This is a genomic window from Anaeroglomus insulsum, from assembly GCF_050689095.1.
Lineage (GTDB): Bacteria > Planctomycetota > Phycisphaerae > Sedimentisphaerales > Anaerohalosphaeraceae > Anaeroglomus > Anaeroglomus insulsum.
Map to the genome: position 1 here is coordinate 236,668 of NZ_JBOGCL010000001.1, position 19,381 is coordinate 256,048.

Here is a 19,381-nt window from a genome sequence, read left to right on the forward strand (position 1 = left end):
CAAGATATGTCTTGTATAAGAGAACACCCCAGGTCAGCCCGGCTTTCGCCAGACAATAGGATTATTCAACCAGTGCCGCAATTTCTTGGGCTGTCAATGCCCGGCTATAAATCCGGACATCATCCAGCAAACCCCTGAAATAGTTTTGAAGCGTCCCCGTATCCAGAACCCCAAGATAAACCTGTTCGCTGTCGGATGTATTGACAGACTGGGTATTGTTTGCCACGGTAACCTGTAATTGTCCATCCACATAGAATTGAATTTCATCCACCGACGGCGTTTCATCACTATTTAGAACCACGGCAATATGATGCCATTGATTATCCGCAACAGACACATTGCCTTTGGCAAAGCCGCCCCAGACCCCCGCCGCCGGTTCCCCGGTTGGCTGGATTCGAAACATCCACTTGCGACCGGTTTGGGCAGTCCCCCAGGAGGTAATGATCTGATCCAGTCCCGTTGCCGAGGTTTTCACCCAGGCCATGCAGGTCCGCGAACCAGAACCCGCTACACCTTGATAATCGGCAATCACGACATAGTCATCCGTCCCATCCAGGCTCAAGGCTCCGCCGGTCGCTCCGGAAGTCCAGACTGGACCGTTGACCAGCAGACCCGAACGCTGATACAGCGAGCTGTCCGTGGCAATTGCACCGCCGGCGTCATCCAATTTCAGATGCAGTTCAAGGGCCTGGTCACACAGCCAGTGATTGGCCAGCACCGAGACATCCGACATATCGACATTCCGGTCACCATTCAAATCGGCCCCCTGGCAGGCGGGAATATCCACACAATCCAGCATCAGCCATCGGGCAGCAAGACCGTATAAATCTTCCAGTCCTCGCACACCTGAATAGAGATTGGCTACCTGAATGGTCATCTCAGCAGTATCGTAAAATCCCTGCGTATCGACGGCGCGCACCACAAAACCATTGGCACCGACGTTCGAATCCTGTGGAATGCCCGACAGCGTCCCATCCGGCGACACCTTCAGCCAGGCGGGCCCCGCGTCCTTGCTGAATGTCAGCACTCCGCCTTCCGGGTCGCTGGCATCCGCAGCAAGCGTACCGTAATACGGCGTGCCTTCAAGGGCATCGGTTTTATTAAACGAGCCAGTATAAAACGACGGCGGCTCATTGCGAGGACTCCATATCTGCGATTCGAGAATACTGAACCAGCCGCTGCCGGCACTGTTGTTTCCGGTCATGGTAATCGTAACATAACGACCACGCACGGGAACAAATGAGGTTTGCCAGTAGCCGGTGGTCGTCGTGGTATTACCGCGGAAGACCTCCGTGCCGTCAATATCGATTCGAATGGGGTGGGTGCGAGTTGCACCATTATTAAACCGTATTTTGATTTGATTGATTTGGGCAACAGTACCCAGATCATATCGAATCCAGGCATTAGCCACCGTACCATCGTTGGCCCACCGAGTTGCTCGGTTGCGGTCATAGGAATTGACCGCAGGATTGCCCGACTGCTCCGCCCCGGCAGCACTGGCAACGATATTCAGCGGTGCCGTGATAAATTGCCTCGGCTGAGTTGTCGTCATCAGCTCGGCGATCTGGGCAGCATCCAGAGCATAATCCGCAATCATTACATCATCGATCATGCCATTAAACAGCGGATCGGGCCACTGACTCTTGCCGATGTAATTGTTCGATGGCTGAAAATCCGAGGGATTAAGCGTCATCGAGGTATTGGTTGCCCGCGGCACACCATTGACATAAATCGTTCCAACATTGCCGTTGAGGGTTACTGCTACATGCGTCCACTGCCCCACAGGTAAACCCGTGGTATTGACCTGCTGCTCGCCGGAGCCGTTGCCTGAGGTCGTAATCCCAAAACGCAGCGTATTACTGACCGAGGAAGGCGTCAGAAACATATATTGTGTGGTATTGTTTCCAAAATCAAAGATACGCTGCCAGGCGTTGCCGCCGTTCCAATAGACCCAGGCAGCAAATGTGAAATCCGTACATTCCCCGATATGGGTTGGCAGCACCAGGTAATCATCAGTCCCATCCAGAACAAGGACTGTCCCGTTTCGGCCTGCGGTCAGTTTGGGAGCCCCATACCTCAGCGGATTGTTGCCATTGCCTGAACTGTCCCGGAAATTCGCGTCAAAGTGATAAATCGTATTGGTACTTCGTCCGGAACCTGGTACTTCCTGCTGGTAGCCGATCGGAGAGACCTTGTCACGATAGACGATGCCGGCATCCGTTGGCCAGCCATCATCCCATTCCACCCGACGGACATCTTCAACCCAGTTATAAATCGCATATCGCTCCACCCAGGGGGTATTATCCAGCATGGTAATCATCGCATTGACAGCAGCGGCCTGCTGGGCATAAGTCGGATCACCGCATCCGGTCCAGTTGGCCCCATTATTCCACTCCGTCACCCAAATGGGGCGACCTGTGTTGTCATGGACTTCTTTAAGGAAATTGTACATCTGCGTTGCAGCACCGCTGGGATTGGAAGGATTGTAGCACCAGTAGTAATGCACAGCCACAAAATCAACCCGCAAATCAGCGGCATCGGCCTGTTGAATAAACGGATACAGCCAACTGCTCCGCCCGCCGTCTGTCGTGGCCGGCGACCCCACACGCAACCCGGTCCCCAGCAGGTCCGGCCATGACCAGATGGCGTCGCTGACGGCAATATTGGCCTCTTTGGTATTGTCCGGCTCATTATAGCCCAGCAGATGACTGGCACCGCGGGTCTGCCAATTCTGATTCAGGCCCGGCCACCAGCGGTTCTGACGTATGGGGACATATTCCTTGTCCAGGGTGGAATTCTGATCGAGATTCCAGTTATACCACCACTTGATATTCAGGTTGGAGCCGATATTACCGCCAATACCCTTTTTGCTGACCCAGCGCCAGGGGAAAACGCGGACAAAGTTAATCTTATCATTGAGCTTGCCCGGCAGAACCCCGATTTCCAGATCACAGTCCTGCGCCACATAATTTTTGCTGTAGCCGGTGCCGTCTTCATTCTGGGCAAATGTGGCGGTATAACCCCGCTTTAAAATAAAAGAACTGATCGAGGATGCCAGGGGACCCAAAGAACTGGTATTATAGGCTGCGTATTGATTTAAATAAGCAGAATTGCCCTGAAAATTCTCTTCGGTAAAGACCTGCAGGGGTTGAAACGTTGAGGACTGGGGGATGATGACCGCCCCGGCGGCATATTCCACCACCCGGACATTCGTCCCCAAGACTGCATTGGCACCGTTAACCCTAATTTGGCTCAGGTAAGTCGAGTTTGCCGTCGAAGGCTTGACATTTTCCAGAAACAAAAATGAATCCACTGAGTCCAGATTTATCGTACAGCCGGTCAATGGAGCCGTGGCACTGGTCAGGTGCAATTCCGAGACACCGGTCATGTTGACTGTCGTATTGGACAGACTGGTGTAAGTCGCAACGCCATCGGTTATCGTCAGCGTATCCGCTCTCAGATCGGCCATTATAAAAAGAAAAGCAACTAAAGCCATAACCATAGAATATCTTTTATATATCGATGGGGTATATATTTTTTCGTGCATCTGTTTTCCTTTTGAAGACATTACTATTCCAATTCTCTATGGATACTGGCCGCCTCACTCCATTTTACTGCAAGCCCATATTATTAATAGACTTAAAACTGTTTTAGCACCCCTCCACCCTCATTCACCTGCGTTGCCACATGCTATCCATATTCCTCTCTGAATCTATACTCATTTAGAATCGACTTTTTGGACGGAATTTTTACTAAATTACGCAAATATGTGATTTTTACTGACGCTTACACGGATTGGGGAAAGTACAGTGAATGAAAGGCAAACTATCTGAAGTAGTAAGGGATTGACACTCATGCTGGACGCTTCCACAGCATTGAGGAATAATTGATTATTTGTATTTCGTTGTCCTGGCTTGTTATTCATTTTTCCTCCATATCAGGAGCTGTGATGTATTTTATGCTTAAAAGGATAAATTTTATATGTTACTATACGATTCTTTTCAGTATATCACGACGTTTCGGTTTGTGTCCATTCAGCGAGGAGGAACTTAGCTACTTTTTTTGTTATCACCATCTTTTTTCCCCAAAAACGGTTGACAGAGCCGGTTTGTCCGTTATAATAAGCCGCTTTCTAAAGGAATCTTTGGGAGTACTATCTCTATGAAATGTTATATGCCGACAAAAGAGACGGTGGAACGCAAGTGGCATCTGGTGGATGCCAGTGACAAGGTATTGGGCCGGATGGCTGCCCGGATCGCGATGATCCTGATGGGCAAAACCAAACCCATCTACACTCCGTCTGTAGATACCGGCGACTTTGTGATCGTCATCAACGCAGAAAAGGTCCGCGTTACCGGCAACAAGGCGCAGACCAAGGTGTATCAGACCTATTCGCGTTACCCGAACGGCCAGAAGACGATTAAATTCCAGGACTGGCTCCAAGAGCATCCGGAACGGATCATTCAGCTGGCTGTCAAACGCATGATGCCCAGGAACAATGGTCTGACCCATCAGATGCTCAAGAAATTGAAAGTATATAAAGGCAGCGAGCATCCGCATGCTGCTCAGCAACCGCAGAAATTGGAAATATAATCTTTTATTGAAGGATATAAAGAGGTTATGACGGAAAATCAAAACATCAGCCCGTTGATTGACCCGAATATTCTGGTCGGCAAAACCGCATCATCCCCGGCAGTCCCTGCCGCCCCCAAGAGCGGATTCTGGTGGGGCGTTGGCCGACGTAAAACCAGCGTTGCCCGCGTTCGCATCAAACCCGGCAAAGGGGAGATGAGTATCAACAACCGCCAGCTGGAAGAATACTTTAAGCTGGAAAAAGACCGCAATTCGGTCAAAGCTCCGCTGAAATCCATCAACGGTCTGACGGATTTTGATGTTTATGTCAATGTCGATGGCGGCGGCGTCACCGGCCAGGCCGGTGCGGTCATGCAGGGCATTGCCAGAGCGTTGAAGAACTATAATCCGGCATTCCTCAAAGAGCTTCGCGATGGCGGCTTCCTGACGCGTGACAGCCGTGCAGTCGAAAGAAAGAAATACGGCAGAGCCGGCGCCCGCAGACGCTTCCAGTTCTCGAAACGTTAAACGCGTTTTCTATCGTTGTATGTTACAAGGCCGTCCGTTTCGGGCGGCCTTTTTTATTGTCCCGGCAGGTGTGGACCGGGACCGGTTTTTGAAAAATGGTTTGCTTTTTTGGCCCTCCGGATTTTTAATTTCATCTGGCATACTCTATAGGAAAGGATATTTATGATTCGCGTGGCAATTATTGGTGCCGGCGGTTATACCGGCGTGGAATCCATAGAAATACTCCTGCGGCACCCTGAAGCAAAACTGACCTACCTGACTGCTCAGCAGGAATTTGGTCGGGCGGCAGATATTTATCCCCAGTTGGCCGGCCGTTGCGACCTGACGATTGAACCGCTGGATTTGGATAAGCTGGGCAAGCTGGCTGACGTTGCCCTGTGCTGCCTGCCGCACAAGGTCTCGATGAGCATGGTACCCAAGATGCTGGCCGCTGGTGTCAAGGTGGTGGATTTCAGCGCCGATTACCGCATCCGCGACCTGGCCACGTATGAGAAATATTATGAGCCGCACACAGACAAGGAAAACCTCGCCCACGCGGTCTATGGTCTGCCGGAATTGTTCCGTGACCAGATCAAGGGCGCCCGGCTGGTTGCTAACCCCGGATGCTACCCCACCGGAGCAAGTCTGGCACTGGCCCCCCTGCTGAAAAATAGCCTGATTAAGCCGACCGGGATTGTCCTCAGTTCTGTTTCCGGCGTTTCCGGCGGCGGCAAGAAACCCACACCGGGCTTCCATTTCCCCTATATGAATGAAAATATGTATGCTTACAGTGTCGGCGTCCATCGACACATGCCGGAGATGGAACAGGTCGCCTCGGATGTGGCAGGCAAGCCCGTCGAGTTGCTGTTTCAGCCGCATGTCGGACCATTTGACCGCGGCATCTTTACCAGCGCCTATTGCGACCCGATTGCCCCGATTTCGCCGGATACACTTAAGACAATCTATCAGGATTTCTACAAGGGCGAACAATTCGTACAGATTCTGTCGACCCCGCCGGCGGTTAAAAACGTTGCCAAGACCAATTATGTCCACATCTTCCCCACCTTCGCCAAGGGCAAGGTCGTGGTCTTTTCGGTCATCGACAACCTCATCAAAGGTGCTTCCGGCCAGGCGATCCAGAATATGAACATCCTCTTCGGACTCGATGAAACGCTGGGATTGAAGTAACTTGTACAACAGCTTCTTTTGTGATATAATTTAAATTATTACAGGGAGTTAAAGCGGACCATGATACAAAATAAACATCTGCTGGATGATTTTTATTACAGACTGAACGCCCGGGAAGACCTGACGTACAGGGAGGCGGCTGCAATTTTTGATATGCTTCATAAAGAAGCTGTATCCGTTGGCGCGATTGGTCCCGATAACATGCTGGAGGGCATTGAGGTCGATATAAAAATTGCCAGCGCTGTCAACAGGGCAGGGCAATGATTGAACAACTGATTCAAAAAATATCCCAACAGTTAGACCGGGACAATATCCCTTATATGATTATAGGAGGTCAAGCTGTTTTGATATATGGCAGACCACGACTAACTCGAGATATTGATATTACACTTGGCCTTCACACCGACCAATTCTCCAAAATTGCGTCCCTCTGTCAGAAACTCAAATTAGTATCACTGACCGAGAATCCAGAAGATTTCGCACAACAAACTATGGTCTTCCCCATAGAAGATCCTGTCTCAAAAATACGAATTGATTTCATTTTTTCATTTTCAGAATATGAGGCCCAGGCAATCCGAAACACAAGATCCGTTCTTATCGAAAACTATCCGGTGAAGTTTGCATCGTGTGAAGATGTAATCATTCATAAAATGATCGCCGGTCGGGCAATTGATGAAGAAGATGTGAAAAGCATTTTAGCTAAAAACAAAACCACCCTCGATATGAAATATATTGAGAAATGGCTGAAAGAATTCTCCCAAATCCCTGAATATGAAACCATTCTATCGAAGTGGAAGCTTCTGATTAAATAAATGACTACTCACGGCATTATAACCATTGCATCCTGTCAATTCCCCGTCGCCGGGGATATACGGGCCAATGCCGAATGGATACGCCGGCAGATGACCGAGGCGGCGGAAAACAACGCCGACATCGTGCATTTTTCCGAATGTGCCCTGAGCGGGTATGCGGGGACGGATTTTTACACCTTCGACGATTACGACTGGGCCTTGCTCAAAGATAAGACCCTGGACATCATGGCTCTGGCAGCCAAGCTGGGCATCTGGGTGGTTCTGGGGAGCTCACACCCGCTGACACCGCCGAATAAGCCGCACAACTGTCTGTATCTGATTACGCCGGAAGGCCGGATCGCCGACCGCTATGACAAACGCTTCGGCACCGAGGGCGATTTGCAGTATTACACGCCGGGCGACCGAAGGGTGTTGTTTACCCTGAACGGTGTGCGGTGTGCCCTGCTGATTTGCTTTGACCTGCGGTTTCCAGAAATCTATCGGGATCTCTACAAACAAGGTGTACAGTGCATTTTTCAATCGTTTTACAATGCCCGCCAGACCGGCCAGAGCGTCCACAGCCACATCATGCGGCAGACCATGCAGACTCACGCGGCCTGCAACCATTTTTGGATCAGCATGACCAACTCCTCGGCGTGGTTCAGCCCGTATCCATCCTGTTTCATCCAGCCCGACGGCCGGATCATCGACCAGATGGAAGACCACAAGGAAGGCTTTATCCTCAATCAGGTCGATACCAGCGAAACCTTCTACGACCCATCCGCCCCGTTCCGTGAAATGGCCATCCGCGGCAGGCTCACCAATGGCCCTGGCCCGCTGGACGACCCGAGGTCAACTAATCATCAGGAGTTGTAATACCCTTTCTGCTGGTCAGGAAAGAGTCATCGCCCGAAGAAATTGCCGCCATTCAAACCAAGAACACACCGCCAAAAGCTAATGGAATGGAGCAACCTGTGCAATCTTCTGAGTTTATTGGGCGAATGACACATTTCAACTTGAACCACACCGTTTTAAATGAAGCTTATAGCTGCCATATTTATCGCAAGTTTTACTTGCGAAGTCGCTGTGTTTGCATCACAATAGAGGGAATTTATACCTTGATAGAAAACAGGAGTAACGGAAATGACCAATAAAACAATTACAGCCCCCAAAGGCTTTCTGGCCGCGGGGCTTTACTGCGGGATCAAAAAATCGGGCAAGAACGACCTGGCCCTGATATATTGCCCCACCGGAGCCGTTTCGGCGGCGATGTTCACCACCAACAAAGTCGTCTCAGCCGCCGTCACCGTCTGCAAAGAACACGTCAAAACCGCCAAAACCTATGCTGTCATCGTCAACAGCGGCAACGCCAACACCTGCACCGGCACCCGCGGTCTGGCCGCAGCCCGTGCCATGTGTGGCAAAACCGCCCAGATGCTGGCCCTCAAACCGCAACAGGTCCTGCTGGCCTCCACCGGCATCATTGGCCACCAGCTCCCCATCGATAAAATCACTGCAGGCATTGAAAAAGCCTCCGCCAAGCTGAGCGATTCAGCGGCTGCCGGTCTGGCCTTTGCCAAAGGCATCATGACCACCGACGTCCGCTGCAAACAGGCCTGCAAAACCATCACCATCGGCGGCAAGACTATCACCCTGGCTGGAACGGTCAAAGGCGCCGGCATGGTCGGCCCCAACATGGCCACTACCATCGGCATTTTTACCACCGATGCCGCAATCTCTAAAGCCATGTTACAAAAGGCTTTATCGCTGGCAATCGGCCAATCCCTGAACCGTCTGACCGTCGATGGCCACCAAAGCACCAACGACACCGCTATCCTGCTTGCCAGTGGACAGGCCGGCAATAAAACCATCACCAAAAGCGACAGCGCTTTCAAAAAATTTGCTCAGGCCCTGATAGAATTGTGTACAGACCTGGCAAAACAAATGGCACTGGACGCAGAAGGTGCCACACGGATGTTCACGGTTGTGATAAATGGCGCAAAAACAAAAGAACAAGCCCTTATCGCTGCACGAGCCGTAGCCAATTATGATCTGGTTAAGTGCGCCATTCACGGCGGTGATCCCAACTGGGGCCGAATTATTTGTGCCGTAGGTTCTTCTGGCGTCATGCTCAATGAGAAGAAGCTGACCTGCTCTATCGGCGGCGTGACCGTCTTTCGTAACGGCCAACCTGTGAATTTTGACGCAGGGAAAGTAAGTCGGATTATCAAGCAGAAAGAGCATACCATTGTCGTCAATCTTGGAGTCGGCAAATCCTCCGATTTCTGCTATGGATGCGACTTAAGTCGTGAATACGTAACGATTAACGCGGATTACCACACGTAATTGAGACTGTTTTATTGGACCTTATTTTAGACCTATAATATCTTTTTCAGAAAAACAGAAAATCGGCCTGGGTTTCTTGCCCGGAAAATGCTTGCAATCGGGGGGCAAATCAGTAAGATTGGTCGAAATTTTTTGTTACTATTAAAACAATATTTTTGTTTGAAAGGAAAAAGTCGTGAAAAGATTAACAAAATCATTGGGGTTGTTTCTACCCTTACTGGCTCTGTCGAGTCCGGTAATGGCCTCTGAAGCTGCCGCCGAAACGTCTTTCGGTACAGAATGGGGAGCACCTCTGGCAGCCCTGGCCGCATCTGTGATCGCATTGGGCTTTGCGATGTATTTCTACAAGAAAATGATGACGGCTTCGCCGGGCAATGAAACGATGATCACAATTGCCGCGGCAGTTCGTAAAGGCGCCTTCGCTTACCTTGGACAGCAGTACAAGGTCGTGGCGATGGTTTTCGCCGTCCTGGTCATCATCTTCGCCATATTGGCGTACAAAGGCATCCAGAATCCGTTTGTGCCGGTGGCATTCCTGACCGGTGGTATTTTCAGCTGCCTGTGCGGTTTCCTGGGAATGAACACAGCCACGAATGCCTCCAACCGTACCGCTCAGGGTGCCAGCGAAAGCCTGAACCGAGGTCTTCAAGTTGCCTTCCAGTCCGGCTCCGTGATGGGTCTGGTGGTTGTCGGTTTTGGTTTGCTGGATATTTCCTTGTGGTATTTGTTCCTCGATAAATGGGTTTACAGCGCCACCCATATGGCTGAAGGGTTGACCTTTCTGGGCCTGACGCTGGTTCCCAAAAATATGGAAGCCAGCCACAAGCTGGTTGAAATCACCACCACCATGATTACCTTCGGTATGGGTGCTTCAACCCAGGCCCTGTTTGCCCGCGTTGGCGGCGGTATCTACACCAAGGCTGCTGACGTTGGTGCTGACCTGGTTGGTAAAGTCGAAGCCGGTATCCCGGAAGACGATCCGCGTAACCCCGCCACCATCGCCGACAACGTCGGTGACAACGTCGGTGACGTCGCCGGTATGGGCGCCGACCTGTACGAAAGCTATTGCGGTTCCATTCTGGCCACCGCCGCCCTCGGTGCTGCCCTGCCGCTGAGCGCAGTCAATGCCAGCGGAATGCACCCGATTAAAGCCGTGCTGGCCCCCCTTCTGGTCGCGGCCATCGGTATCGTCCTGTCCATTGCAGGCATTTTCCTGGTTCGCTGCAAGGAAGACGCGACCCAGAAAAACCTGCTCAAAGCCCTGCTGATGGGTACCCTGGGCAGCTCGATCGGCATCCTGATCGTTCTGGCAATTCTGGCAACCACCGACTGGATCAGCTGGGGTATCTTTGGTTCAGTCGTCTCCGGTCTGCTGGCCGGTGTCATCATCGGTCAGATCACCGAATACTACACCTCTGACGAATATGCCCCGACCAAGGGCATCGCCAATCAGGCCAAAATGGGCCCGGCAACCACCATCATCGACGGTTTCGCAACAGGGATGTACTCCACCGGCCTTTCGGTGGTCACCATTGTGATCGGTATCATCCTGGCCTTTATGTTTGCCGGCGGCTTTAAGGATTTCGCGATGGGTCTGTACGGCATCGGTTTTGCCGCAGTCGGAATGCTGTCCACGCTGGGTATCACCCTGGCCACTGACGCATACGGTCCGATCGCCGATAACGCCGGCGGCAACGCCGAAATGTCGCATCTGCCTCCGGAAGTCCGCAAACGTACCGACGCCCTCGATGCTCTGGGCAACACCACTGCGGCCACCGGTAAAGGCTTTGCCATTGGTTCAGCAGCTCTGACAGCCATGGCTCTGCTGGCTGCGTATATCGAAGAAATTCGTATCTGGGTGGGCCGTCTGGCCGAACAAGGCTCCGGCATCTATACTGTTGGTAAAGTCAGCTTCTTCAAAGGCGTAACGCCCTCGGCGGAAGCTCAGGCGGCCTTTGATGCCATCAAAACCGATGGTGCAATCCTGCTGAGCAACACCAACGCCTCGATTCTGGATTTCGTGAACGCCTACAACCTGAACATCATGAACCCCAAACTCATCTGCGGCCTGTTCATTGGCGCGATGATGGCGTTCATCTTCTGTGCGATGACCATGAAGGCCGTCGGTCGTGCCGCCGGTTCGATGGTCGAAGAAGTCCGTCGCCAGTTCCGTGAGAAACCCGGGATTATGGAAGGCAAAGACACGCCGGATTATGCCAGCTGCGTCGCAATCTCCACGGCGGGTGCCCAGCGTGAAATGATTCTGCCCAGCTTGCTGGCCATTATCATCCCTGTGGTGACAGGTCTTCTGCTGGGTGTTGCCGGCGTGATGGGTCTGCTGACCGGAGGCTTGACCGCAGGTTTTGTGCTGGCTTTGACGCTTAACAATGCCGGTGGTGCCTGGGATAACGCCAAGAAGTTCATCGAAAAAGGCAACTTTGGCGGCAAGAAGTCCGAGCCGCACAAGGCCGCTGTCGTCGGCGACACCGTGGGTGATCCGTTCAAAGACACCTCCGGTCCCAGCTTGAACATTCTGATTAAGCTGATGACGATGGTCAGCGTCGTCTTCTCCGGCGTGATCGTCAAATTCGGCCCCGTCATCGCCGAAAAGCTCGGCATGGGTCTGAATTTCTAATCCATTGACGATCTAATCCGTATCGGTTATAGTACAGGGACGTCCCGGTTCGGGGCGTCCCTTTTTTATTGCGGTATTGAATTGGAGAATGCACGATTGGCAAAGACAAAAACAACTCCGGAACGGAAGTTTGCGATTGAAGCGGCCCGGCTGGCCCATGATCGGCACTGTACCGACGTGGTCGTCCTGGACCTCAAGGGGGTATCCCCGGCCACCGATTATTTCGTTATCGCCACCAGCACCAGCGACCGGCAGGGCAGATCCGTCGCCGATGAAATCAGCGATATGGCAAAAGCATATGATCTGAAAAAATATGCCTGTGCCGGGTATGAACAAGGACGCTGGATTCTGATCGACTATATCAACGTCGTTGTGCATGTGTTTGACCCGGAAATGCGGGCTTATTACGACCTGGAAATGCTCTGGGGTGACGCCAAAAAAGTCCGCTGGCAGCGGATCAAGAAAAAGACACCCGCGTAAGACATTAAGGACGGCCCAGAAGCAGGTTGATTAAACGGCTTACCCCCGTTTACGGTGGAGAGGTCGAAATCCAACACCCAACGGGGCTGATTATTCCGCGACGGCCAAAGGCCGTTTTAAGCCGCGTGTACTCACGGGGTAACGTTACCCGACGCAGCCGCGGTGATCGATGGATGGAAGCTGGCGGCCCAAAGCTCTTTCGCCGCGGCGAAACAGAAAACTTCAAGTAGGATCAGTATATATACCCCATTCAACAGGATGATATGAAACCTGTACTTGACATACTCGAACAGCGCATCAGCGACACCCTGACCAAGATCAGCGGTCTGCCCCACTGCCCTGCCGTCGTCCGGACGGCTACCGACCCCAAATTCGGCGATTACCAGGTCAACGGCGTTATGGCCGCGGCCAAGCAGCTCAAGACCAATCCCCGCCAGTTCGCAGACAAGCTCGTCGCCGAATTAAAGCTGGATGACCTCTGCCTGGCCCCCGAAATCGCCGGCCCCGGATTCATCAACCTGCGGCTCAGGCCTGAATTTCTGGCTGCCGCCCTTGTGGAGATTCATCGCGACGCGAATCTGGGCATCGAAAAGACACCGCATCCGCAAACCGTCGTGGTCGATTACTCCGGCCCCAACATCGCCAAACAGATGCATGTCGGCCATCTCCGCAGCACCATCATCGGCGACTGTATTTGCCGGATGCTCGAAACCCTCGGCCACAACGTCATCCGCCAAAACCACATCGGCGACTGGGGAACCCAGTTTGGCATGCTGGTGCAGTATCTCTATCAGAAAGCCGCCGCGGCCACTCACAGCAGCGATCCGGCAGCGATTGAACAGGCCCTGCACCATATCCATATCGCCGATCTTGAAGCGTTTTATCAACAAGCCAAAAAACTTGACGATGAAGACGAGGCCTTTCGCAGTGCAGCTCGTCAGCGGGTCGTCGAACTGCATACCGGCCAAAATCCGCTGACGCTGACGCTCTGGCGACAAATCGTCAGCGAATCGCGCAAGCACTACCTGCCCATTTATGAGGCCCTGCATATTACCCTGAAAGCCGAAGACGAACGGGGAGAAAGCTTTTATGCAGATAAACTGGACGCTGTGGTCAAGCACCTTCAGGACAGCAACCTGGCCGTTGAATCCGATGGCGCCATCTGCGTGTTCCCCCCCGGATTCACCAATAAGGAAGGCGCCCCCCTGCCGTTTATTATCCAGAAGTCCGACGGTGCCTTTTTGTATGCCACCACCGACCTGGCCGCACTCCGTTTCCGTTTGAAAGACCTTTGCGCCAATCGGATAATCTACGTCACCGACGCCCGCCAGGCCCTGCATTTCAAGATGCTTTTTGCCGTCGCAAAAATGGCCGGCTGGGCCGACGACTCCGTCAAACTCGAACATGTGACCTTCGGCACCATGCTGGGTACCGATGGCAAACCCTTCAAGACCCGCACCGGGGGCACGGTCAAGCTGGCCGAGCTGCTGGACGAAGCCATTCAGCGGGCCAGGGCCGTCGTCGAACAAAAGAATCCCGAGCTGCCCGAAGAAAAGAAGGCTCAGATTGCTGCCGCTGTCGGCATCGGCGCCGTCAAATATTCCGATTATTCCAACAACCGCGACAGCGATTATATCTTCAGTTTTGACAAAATGCTGGCCATGGACGGGAACACCGCCCCGTATATGCAGTACGCCTACGCCCGCATCAAATCCATCGAACGCAAGGCTCAAAACCAGAATCTCGATGTGCAGGCCGAGCTATCGGCCATCACGCACATCACCCTGACCGACCCGGCCGAAATTGACCTGGCCAAGCACCTGATTCGCTACGGTCAGTCCATCCAGAACGCCGCCACCGACTGCCGGCCCAACTATTTGACCAACTACCTGTATGAATTGGCCGTTGCCTTCAGCCGCTTCTATAATGCCTGCCCGGTTCTGCAGACGGAAGGCCCAAGCCGTACAGCTCGGCTGCTGCTGTGCGACCTGACCGCCCGCACCATCCGTCATGGCATGAGCCGGCTGCTGGGCATCGACGTCCCGGAACAAATGTAAAACCGTGTCATAATAAAGCCCTGTGTGGGGGGCTGGGCCGGCACGCACTCTGAGTATCTCGATCCGCTCAATTTTATTTTTCGCCCGCAACAACCTCTGCGATATTCAGAATGTGGTCCTTGATGCGTCGATAAGAAGTCAGCAGGTCCGTATAAATCAGGCTCTTTTGCGGCGGGGCCATACCGGCTTCCACACGCGCCAGATGCTTGGTGCGGCTTTCTTTAACCAGGCTGGTGATGGTATTGTTCCTGGTATGCGACAGACTCAAAAATTCAGAGGGATTCGCAACACCGTCTATGACGGCGGAAACAATGGCACCCAGAAATTCTGAAACCTTGGCGTGAAGGGCTTGCATCTCCTGCATGGCTTCCCCCGAAAAATGCAGCTTGTTATTGTGCATCTTGAGCCGCAGCTTGATGACGCTGGCGATATAATCGCTGATGGATTCAAATTCATCCGCCATGCGGACCTGCCGCCGATTCTCGTGAATCATGTTGTGCGACAGATTTCCCCGGATGACACTTCCCAGAAACTCCGTGATCTCTTTCTGCATGACATCCAGATCATTTTCCGTCTGGAATATTGTCTCGATGCGGTTGCGATCAATCGTATCACTTTGCTGTGCCTCGCCCAGAACCGCCATAGCCGCCTGACACATCTTTCCCATCTGTATGACTGCTTTTTCGGATTGTTCCAGGGCGATAATCGGGGTATCAAACAGGCGGACATCCAGATGCGTCAGCTTGGGGACTTCCGCCTGAACCTTGTCCGGCACCAGCCAGGTCAAAAAACGCGTATAAATCCCCACCAGGGGCAGAAATACCAGCACATTCAATATCTTAAAACCGGTATGCGCCGTTGCGATTGCCTTCTCGGCATAAGGATAAGTGACCGCAATATCCGTATACACCGCGTCTTCGGGATGTTGACACCCTAAAACATGCATAATAAACCAGACAACCCCCTGCGTGAGTATAAAAAACAGCGGTGTAATCCAGAGCACCCCCAGGATATTGAACAAAACATGAGCATAGGCCGATCGTTTGGCATTGGCAATGGTGCCCAGCGACGCCAAAACAGGGGTTATCGTCGTACCGATATTTTCTCCCAGAACCAGGGCCGCTGCTGATGAAAAACCGATAATTCCGGTTCCCGCCAGGGCCATCGTAATACCCACTGTTGCCGACGAGGACTGTACGATGGCAGTGACCGCCGCCCCCACCAGGATACACTTGACAATTCCCCAGTAACTGTCGGCCTGAAACTTACTGAACCAGGCAATAAATTCCGGCATTGTGCGTATGGGTGTCAGCCCTTGTTTCATTAAATCCAATCCGAAAAAGACCATCCCAAGCCCCAGCACAAAGACTGCAAAGAATCGAATCCGATCGGATTTGGAAAACAAATAAAATAAGGCGGAAAAACCGACTATCGGTAGCCCCCATTGTTCCAGGCTGTAGGCCATAATCCAGGCTGTGACAGTGGTACCGATATTGGCCCCCAAAATCACCCCAATAGACTGCTTGAGGGTCATCAGACCCGCATTGACCATACCGACAACCATGACTGTCGTCACTGAACTGGATTGAATCAGGCTGGTGACTGCCAGACCCGAACCGACCCCCAGCAGCGGATTATTCGTGGTCAGGCCGATGAGCTTGCGCATTTTTTCACCCGCCACCGCCTGCATCCCATCGGACATGTTCTTCATACCCAGCAGAAAGATTCCAAGACCACCAAAGACATGGCAGATAATAGAGACTGCTTGTGACATATAATATCCTTAATTGTTGAAATTGTCACGAATTGAACAAGGATAACCTACATCTGTCCGGACCGTCAAGGATTATCTATAAATATCCTAAGTAAATGTCCAACAGAATGTTATGACGCCGATAGCCGGGCCTAAGCCCCTTTCCGCCGCACGTCAATTTTTACTTCAGTGCAGCCTGTCCGATTGATAAAATAGCGGCCAGATTGAGAACAAGAAATGTAAAGGTATATATATGAATATGACACAGCAAATATTATCTATATCCACGTCCAGCCGCAATCAATTGCTTAACATCACTCGTCAGGTTGAACAGGTCGTGTCCAAAAGCGGCATCCAGGATGGGATTGTCACCGTTTTTTGTCCACATACAACGGCCGGGATTACCATCAATGAAAACGCCGACCCCGATGTCTGCCATGATATCCTGCTGACCCTCAACAAGCTCCTGCCGCAGAACCTGCCGGGTTATCAGCACTGCGAAGGCAACAGCGACGCCCATGTCAAATCCAGCCTGGTAGGCTGCAGCAGGCAGGTTATCCTAAGCAAGGGCAGGCTTGTACTCGGAACCTGGCAGGGTCTGTTCTTCTGTGAATTCGACGGCCCGCGAACGCGTTCGGTTCACGTCCACATTATGGGGCAATAAACAATTGTTTACAAGACATTTATTGTCCGCTATTTGAAATGACAAAAAAAATGGCGAGGTGGTGGGTCCGTCTGGGGGGGAAAACGGATAGCCACGTAGCCTCGCCGAGGTTTATGACTTCGACTGCTTCTATACGCCGAAGCAACCGCAGTATTCAATTATCAAATATAGTCCCTTCGAATGCTCTTGTCAATCCTGTATCGTCAAAATTTAAGGAAAAATTGAGGCTTTTTTCATAATACTCTCTTAAATTTATATCCGTATTTATACGGGCCTACTGCATTGATGTTTGGCGTATCCCCTTTTGGGACAGCACCATCAAGACTCCCGATCGCAAAGGCAAGTATTGAAATGCAAAGCACTTAGTCACAAATCACTCGGATTCTTTGGGTGCCAAGAAAAATAGCTCGATACGTCCATCCTGACCTAAATCCCCCTTGCCAAGAACTCGATTTTATCATACATTAGACAGGATGTATCAGGCACAAAGAGGCCTGAGAGGATAAACAAAGGACATCGCCTCAGGACGCGAATTAACACGAGACATATAATATGGCAAAGAAACATAATGTCGTTGACGATATTCAAAAGAATGCACGCGGGGTCTATGACAAAATCATGGCCAATCAGAAACCGACGATGAGTACCCCTGTGCGTTCGCTGGCCAACGTCAAATACCTCGAGAAAAAAGGGCACTTCCAGATTCAGGATAAAATCAAAAACAGGACCCTGACGGTATCCACGGTAAAGACTTTTGCCCAGACACTCAAGATGATGGCTCTGAGCAAAGAGCTGATTGAAAAAAACGATATGGCCACCAAAAGAGAGGCCTACTACATCTCGAAAAACTGGGGCAAGGCAGCCTTTGCCGAGCAGCCTGAATCCGATACCATCATGGATGATATCGAGGCCATGTTCGGCGTCAACCGCGAGCAGTTAAAATTTGTCCCGGAAGAAAAAGGCGGCGACGTGGCCGGCAAGCTTTTTGTCTTCGACAAAGACGCCTCCGGCAAGAAACTCAAAATTGACTGCACCAAGTTTGGTTCCGGGGCCTACTCGATTCCCACCGATGTCGAAGAGCTCGATTTTGAATCCGATGCCAAGTTCATTCTGGCCATTGAGACCGCAGGTGCGTTTCAGCGGCTGGTTAAATACGACTACTGGAAGAAAACCAACTGTATCCTGATCAGCATGGGCGGCGTTCCGACTCGGGCATGCCGCCGGTTTATCCGCAGACTTGCCGACAAACTCAGAATTCCGGTGTATGCGTTTGTCGATGGCGATCCGTACGGTTACTTCAACATCTACCGCACCCTGAAAGTCGGCTCCGGGAATGCGGCTCACCTCAACGAATACTTCTGTGTGCCGCAAGCCACCTTCCTGGGCGTCACACCGCAGGATGTCATCGATTACCAGCTGCCGACCCATCCTCTCAAGGATGTGGATATCAAGCGGGCCAAGGACGCCCTGAAAAACGACCCCTTCGTCAAACACTACAAACCCTGGCAGGCAGCGATAAACCAAATGCTGAATATGGGCGTTCGTGTCGAACAGCAGGCATTCGCCAAGCACGGTCTGGAATACGTCGTCACTGAATACCTTCCGTCCAAGCTGAAAAATCCGTCGAAGTTTTTACCCTGATTGTCCTGTGTCAGGATATCGCAATGAGCCAGATTGCCGACCGACTCAAACAGATTCAGGATTCCATTGTTGCCGCCAGCGTCAAAGCCGGGCGCAAGCCCGACAGCGTACGTCTGATTGTCGTCACCAAAACGGCTGCGCCTGAACAGATTCTGGAGGTCGTGCGGGCCGGCTTCACGGAACTGGGAGAAAACCGCGTTCAGCACCTCAAGCAGATCGCCGACCAGGTCAGTCAGTCACTGGGTGCAAGCGGCCAGGCCGATATGGCGTCACGGATCCGCTGGCACATGATCGGACACCTCCAGCGCAACAAGGTCAAAGCCACCCTGCAAGTCTGTTCACTGATTCATTCTGTCGACACGCTGCGTCTGGCCGAAGAAATCGACACTGCCGCTGCCAGGATGGCTATCCATGCTCCCGTTCTGCTGCAGGTCAACTGTTCCGGCGAGCCGCAAAAATACGGTGTTCCTGTCGGTGCGGCCCTGCATCTGGTCGAACAGATTCAGTCCATGCCCCATCTCCGCCTGGAAGGCCTGATGACCATGGCACCGCTGACCATGGACAAAGACATCGTCCGAGGCTGCTTCGCTCGGGCTCGCGAATTGTTCGAGGAGATTCGCACCGAAAAAGTGGCCGGCTCCAAATTCCGCCACCTGAGCATGGGCATGAGCCAGGATTACGAAATCGCCATCGAAATGGGCGCCACGATGGTCCGGATCGGCTCTGCCATCTTCGCCTGATTTGCGG

15 protein-coding genes are annotated in these 19,381 nt (G+C 52.1%); 13 read left to right on the plus strand and 2 right to left on the minus strand.

The features are described 5' to 3' along the window. Positions 1-61: 61 nt before the first annotated feature. The gene (locus ACQ9LF_RS01020) at positions 62-3,502 is read right to left on the minus strand and encodes a LamG-like jellyroll fold domain-containing protein (protein ID WP_462487497.1); all 3,441 of its coding nucleotides are present in this window, start codon (positions 3,500-3,502) and stop codon (positions 62-64) included. 659 nt (positions 3,503-4,161) lie between these two features. Between ACQ9LF_RS01020 and rplM the strand changes: the two genes are divergently transcribed. From rplM to argS, 10 genes are all read left to right on the plus strand, one after another. Then, entirely contained in the window at positions 4,162-4,593 is a 432-nt protein-coding gene (gene rplM / locus ACQ9LF_RS01025) for a 50S ribosomal protein L13 (RefSeq protein WP_462487498.1), read from the plus strand. A 27-nt stretch (positions 4,594-4,620) separates the two neighbouring features. Continuing rightward, on the plus strand, positions 4,621-5,100 hold the full coding sequence (rpsI, locus tag ACQ9LF_RS01030) for a 30S ribosomal protein S9 (RefSeq protein WP_462487499.1): 480 nt from the start codon (positions 4,621-4,623) through the stop codon (positions 5,098-5,100). A 162-nt stretch (positions 5,101-5,262) separates the two neighbouring features. Then, positions 5,263-6,267, plus strand: coding sequence for an N-acetyl-gamma-glutamyl-phosphate reductase (gene argC, locus ACQ9LF_RS01035; RefSeq protein WP_462487500.1), 1,005 nt, complete (start codon positions 5,263-5,265; stop codon positions 6,265-6,267). Positions 6,268-6,327: 60 nt separating this feature from the next. Continuing rightward, on the plus strand, positions 6,328-6,531 hold the full coding sequence (locus tag ACQ9LF_RS01040) for a hypothetical protein (protein WP_462487501.1): 204 nt from the start codon (positions 6,328-6,330) through the stop codon (positions 6,529-6,531). Further along, positions 6,528-7,079, plus strand: coding sequence for a nucleotidyl transferase AbiEii/AbiGii toxin family protein (locus tag ACQ9LF_RS01045; RefSeq protein WP_462487502.1), 552 nt, complete (start codon positions 6,528-6,530; stop codon positions 7,077-7,079). The genes ACQ9LF_RS01040 and ACQ9LF_RS01045 overlap by 4 nt, the downstream gene beginning before the upstream one ends. Continuing rightward, entirely contained in the window at positions 7,080-7,934 is an 855-nt protein-coding gene (locus tag ACQ9LF_RS01050) for a carbon-nitrogen hydrolase family protein (protein ID WP_462487503.1), read from the plus strand. A 267-nt stretch (positions 7,935-8,201) separates the two neighbouring features. After that, complete coding sequence (gene argJ / locus ACQ9LF_RS01055) at positions 8,202-9,404, plus strand: bifunctional glutamate N-acetyltransferase/amino-acid acetyltransferase ArgJ (protein WP_462487504.1); 1,203 nt, start codon at positions 8,202-8,204, stop codon at positions 9,402-9,404. 334 nt (positions 9,405-9,738) lie between these two features. Continuing rightward, positions 9,739-12,039: a sodium-translocating pyrophosphatase gene (locus ACQ9LF_RS01060; RefSeq protein ID WP_462487716.1), complete on the plus strand. Its 2,301-nt coding sequence runs from the start codon at positions 9,739-9,741 to the stop codon at positions 12,037-12,039. Between the two features lie 96 nt (positions 12,040-12,135). After that, a complete protein-coding gene (gene rsfS / locus ACQ9LF_RS01065; protein WP_462487505.1) occupies positions 12,136-12,519 on the plus strand; it encodes a ribosome silencing factor in 384 nt (127 codons plus the stop codon). Between the two features lie 263 nt (positions 12,520-12,782). Then, complete coding sequence (gene argS / locus ACQ9LF_RS01070) at positions 12,783-14,576, plus strand: arginine--tRNA ligase (protein ID WP_462487506.1); 1,794 nt, start codon at positions 12,783-12,785, stop codon at positions 14,574-14,576. Between the two features lie 73 nt (positions 14,577-14,649). Here the strand turns inward: argS and ACQ9LF_RS01075 are convergent, their stop codons facing one another. Beyond that, a complete protein-coding gene (locus tag ACQ9LF_RS01075; RefSeq protein ID WP_462487507.1) occupies positions 14,650-16,350 on the minus strand; it encodes a Na/Pi cotransporter family protein in 1,701 nt (566 codons plus the stop codon). 232 nt (positions 16,351-16,582) lie between these two features. Between ACQ9LF_RS01075 and ACQ9LF_RS01080 the strand changes: the two genes are divergently transcribed. The 3 genes from ACQ9LF_RS01080 to ACQ9LF_RS01090 all read left to right on the plus strand — a co-directional run bounded on the left by ACQ9LF_RS01080 (position 16,583) and on the right by ACQ9LF_RS01090 (position 19,374). Continuing rightward, entirely contained in the window at positions 16,583-16,993 is a 411-nt protein-coding gene (locus ACQ9LF_RS01080) for a secondary thiamine-phosphate synthase enzyme YjbQ (protein WP_462487508.1), read from the plus strand. A gap of 552 nt (positions 16,994-17,545) precedes the next feature. Further along, positions 17,546-18,634 (plus strand): DNA topoisomerase IV subunit A, encoded by a 1,089-nt coding sequence (locus ACQ9LF_RS01085; protein ID WP_462487509.1) that lies wholly within the window; start codon positions 17,546-17,548, stop codon positions 18,632-18,634. Positions 18,635-18,657: 23 nt separating this feature from the next. Beyond that, positions 18,658-19,374: a YggS family pyridoxal phosphate-dependent enzyme gene (locus ACQ9LF_RS01090; RefSeq protein WP_462487510.1), complete on the plus strand. Its 717-nt coding sequence runs from the start codon at positions 18,658-18,660 to the stop codon at positions 19,372-19,374. The last annotated feature ends 7 nt before the right edge of the window (positions 19,375-19,381 follow it).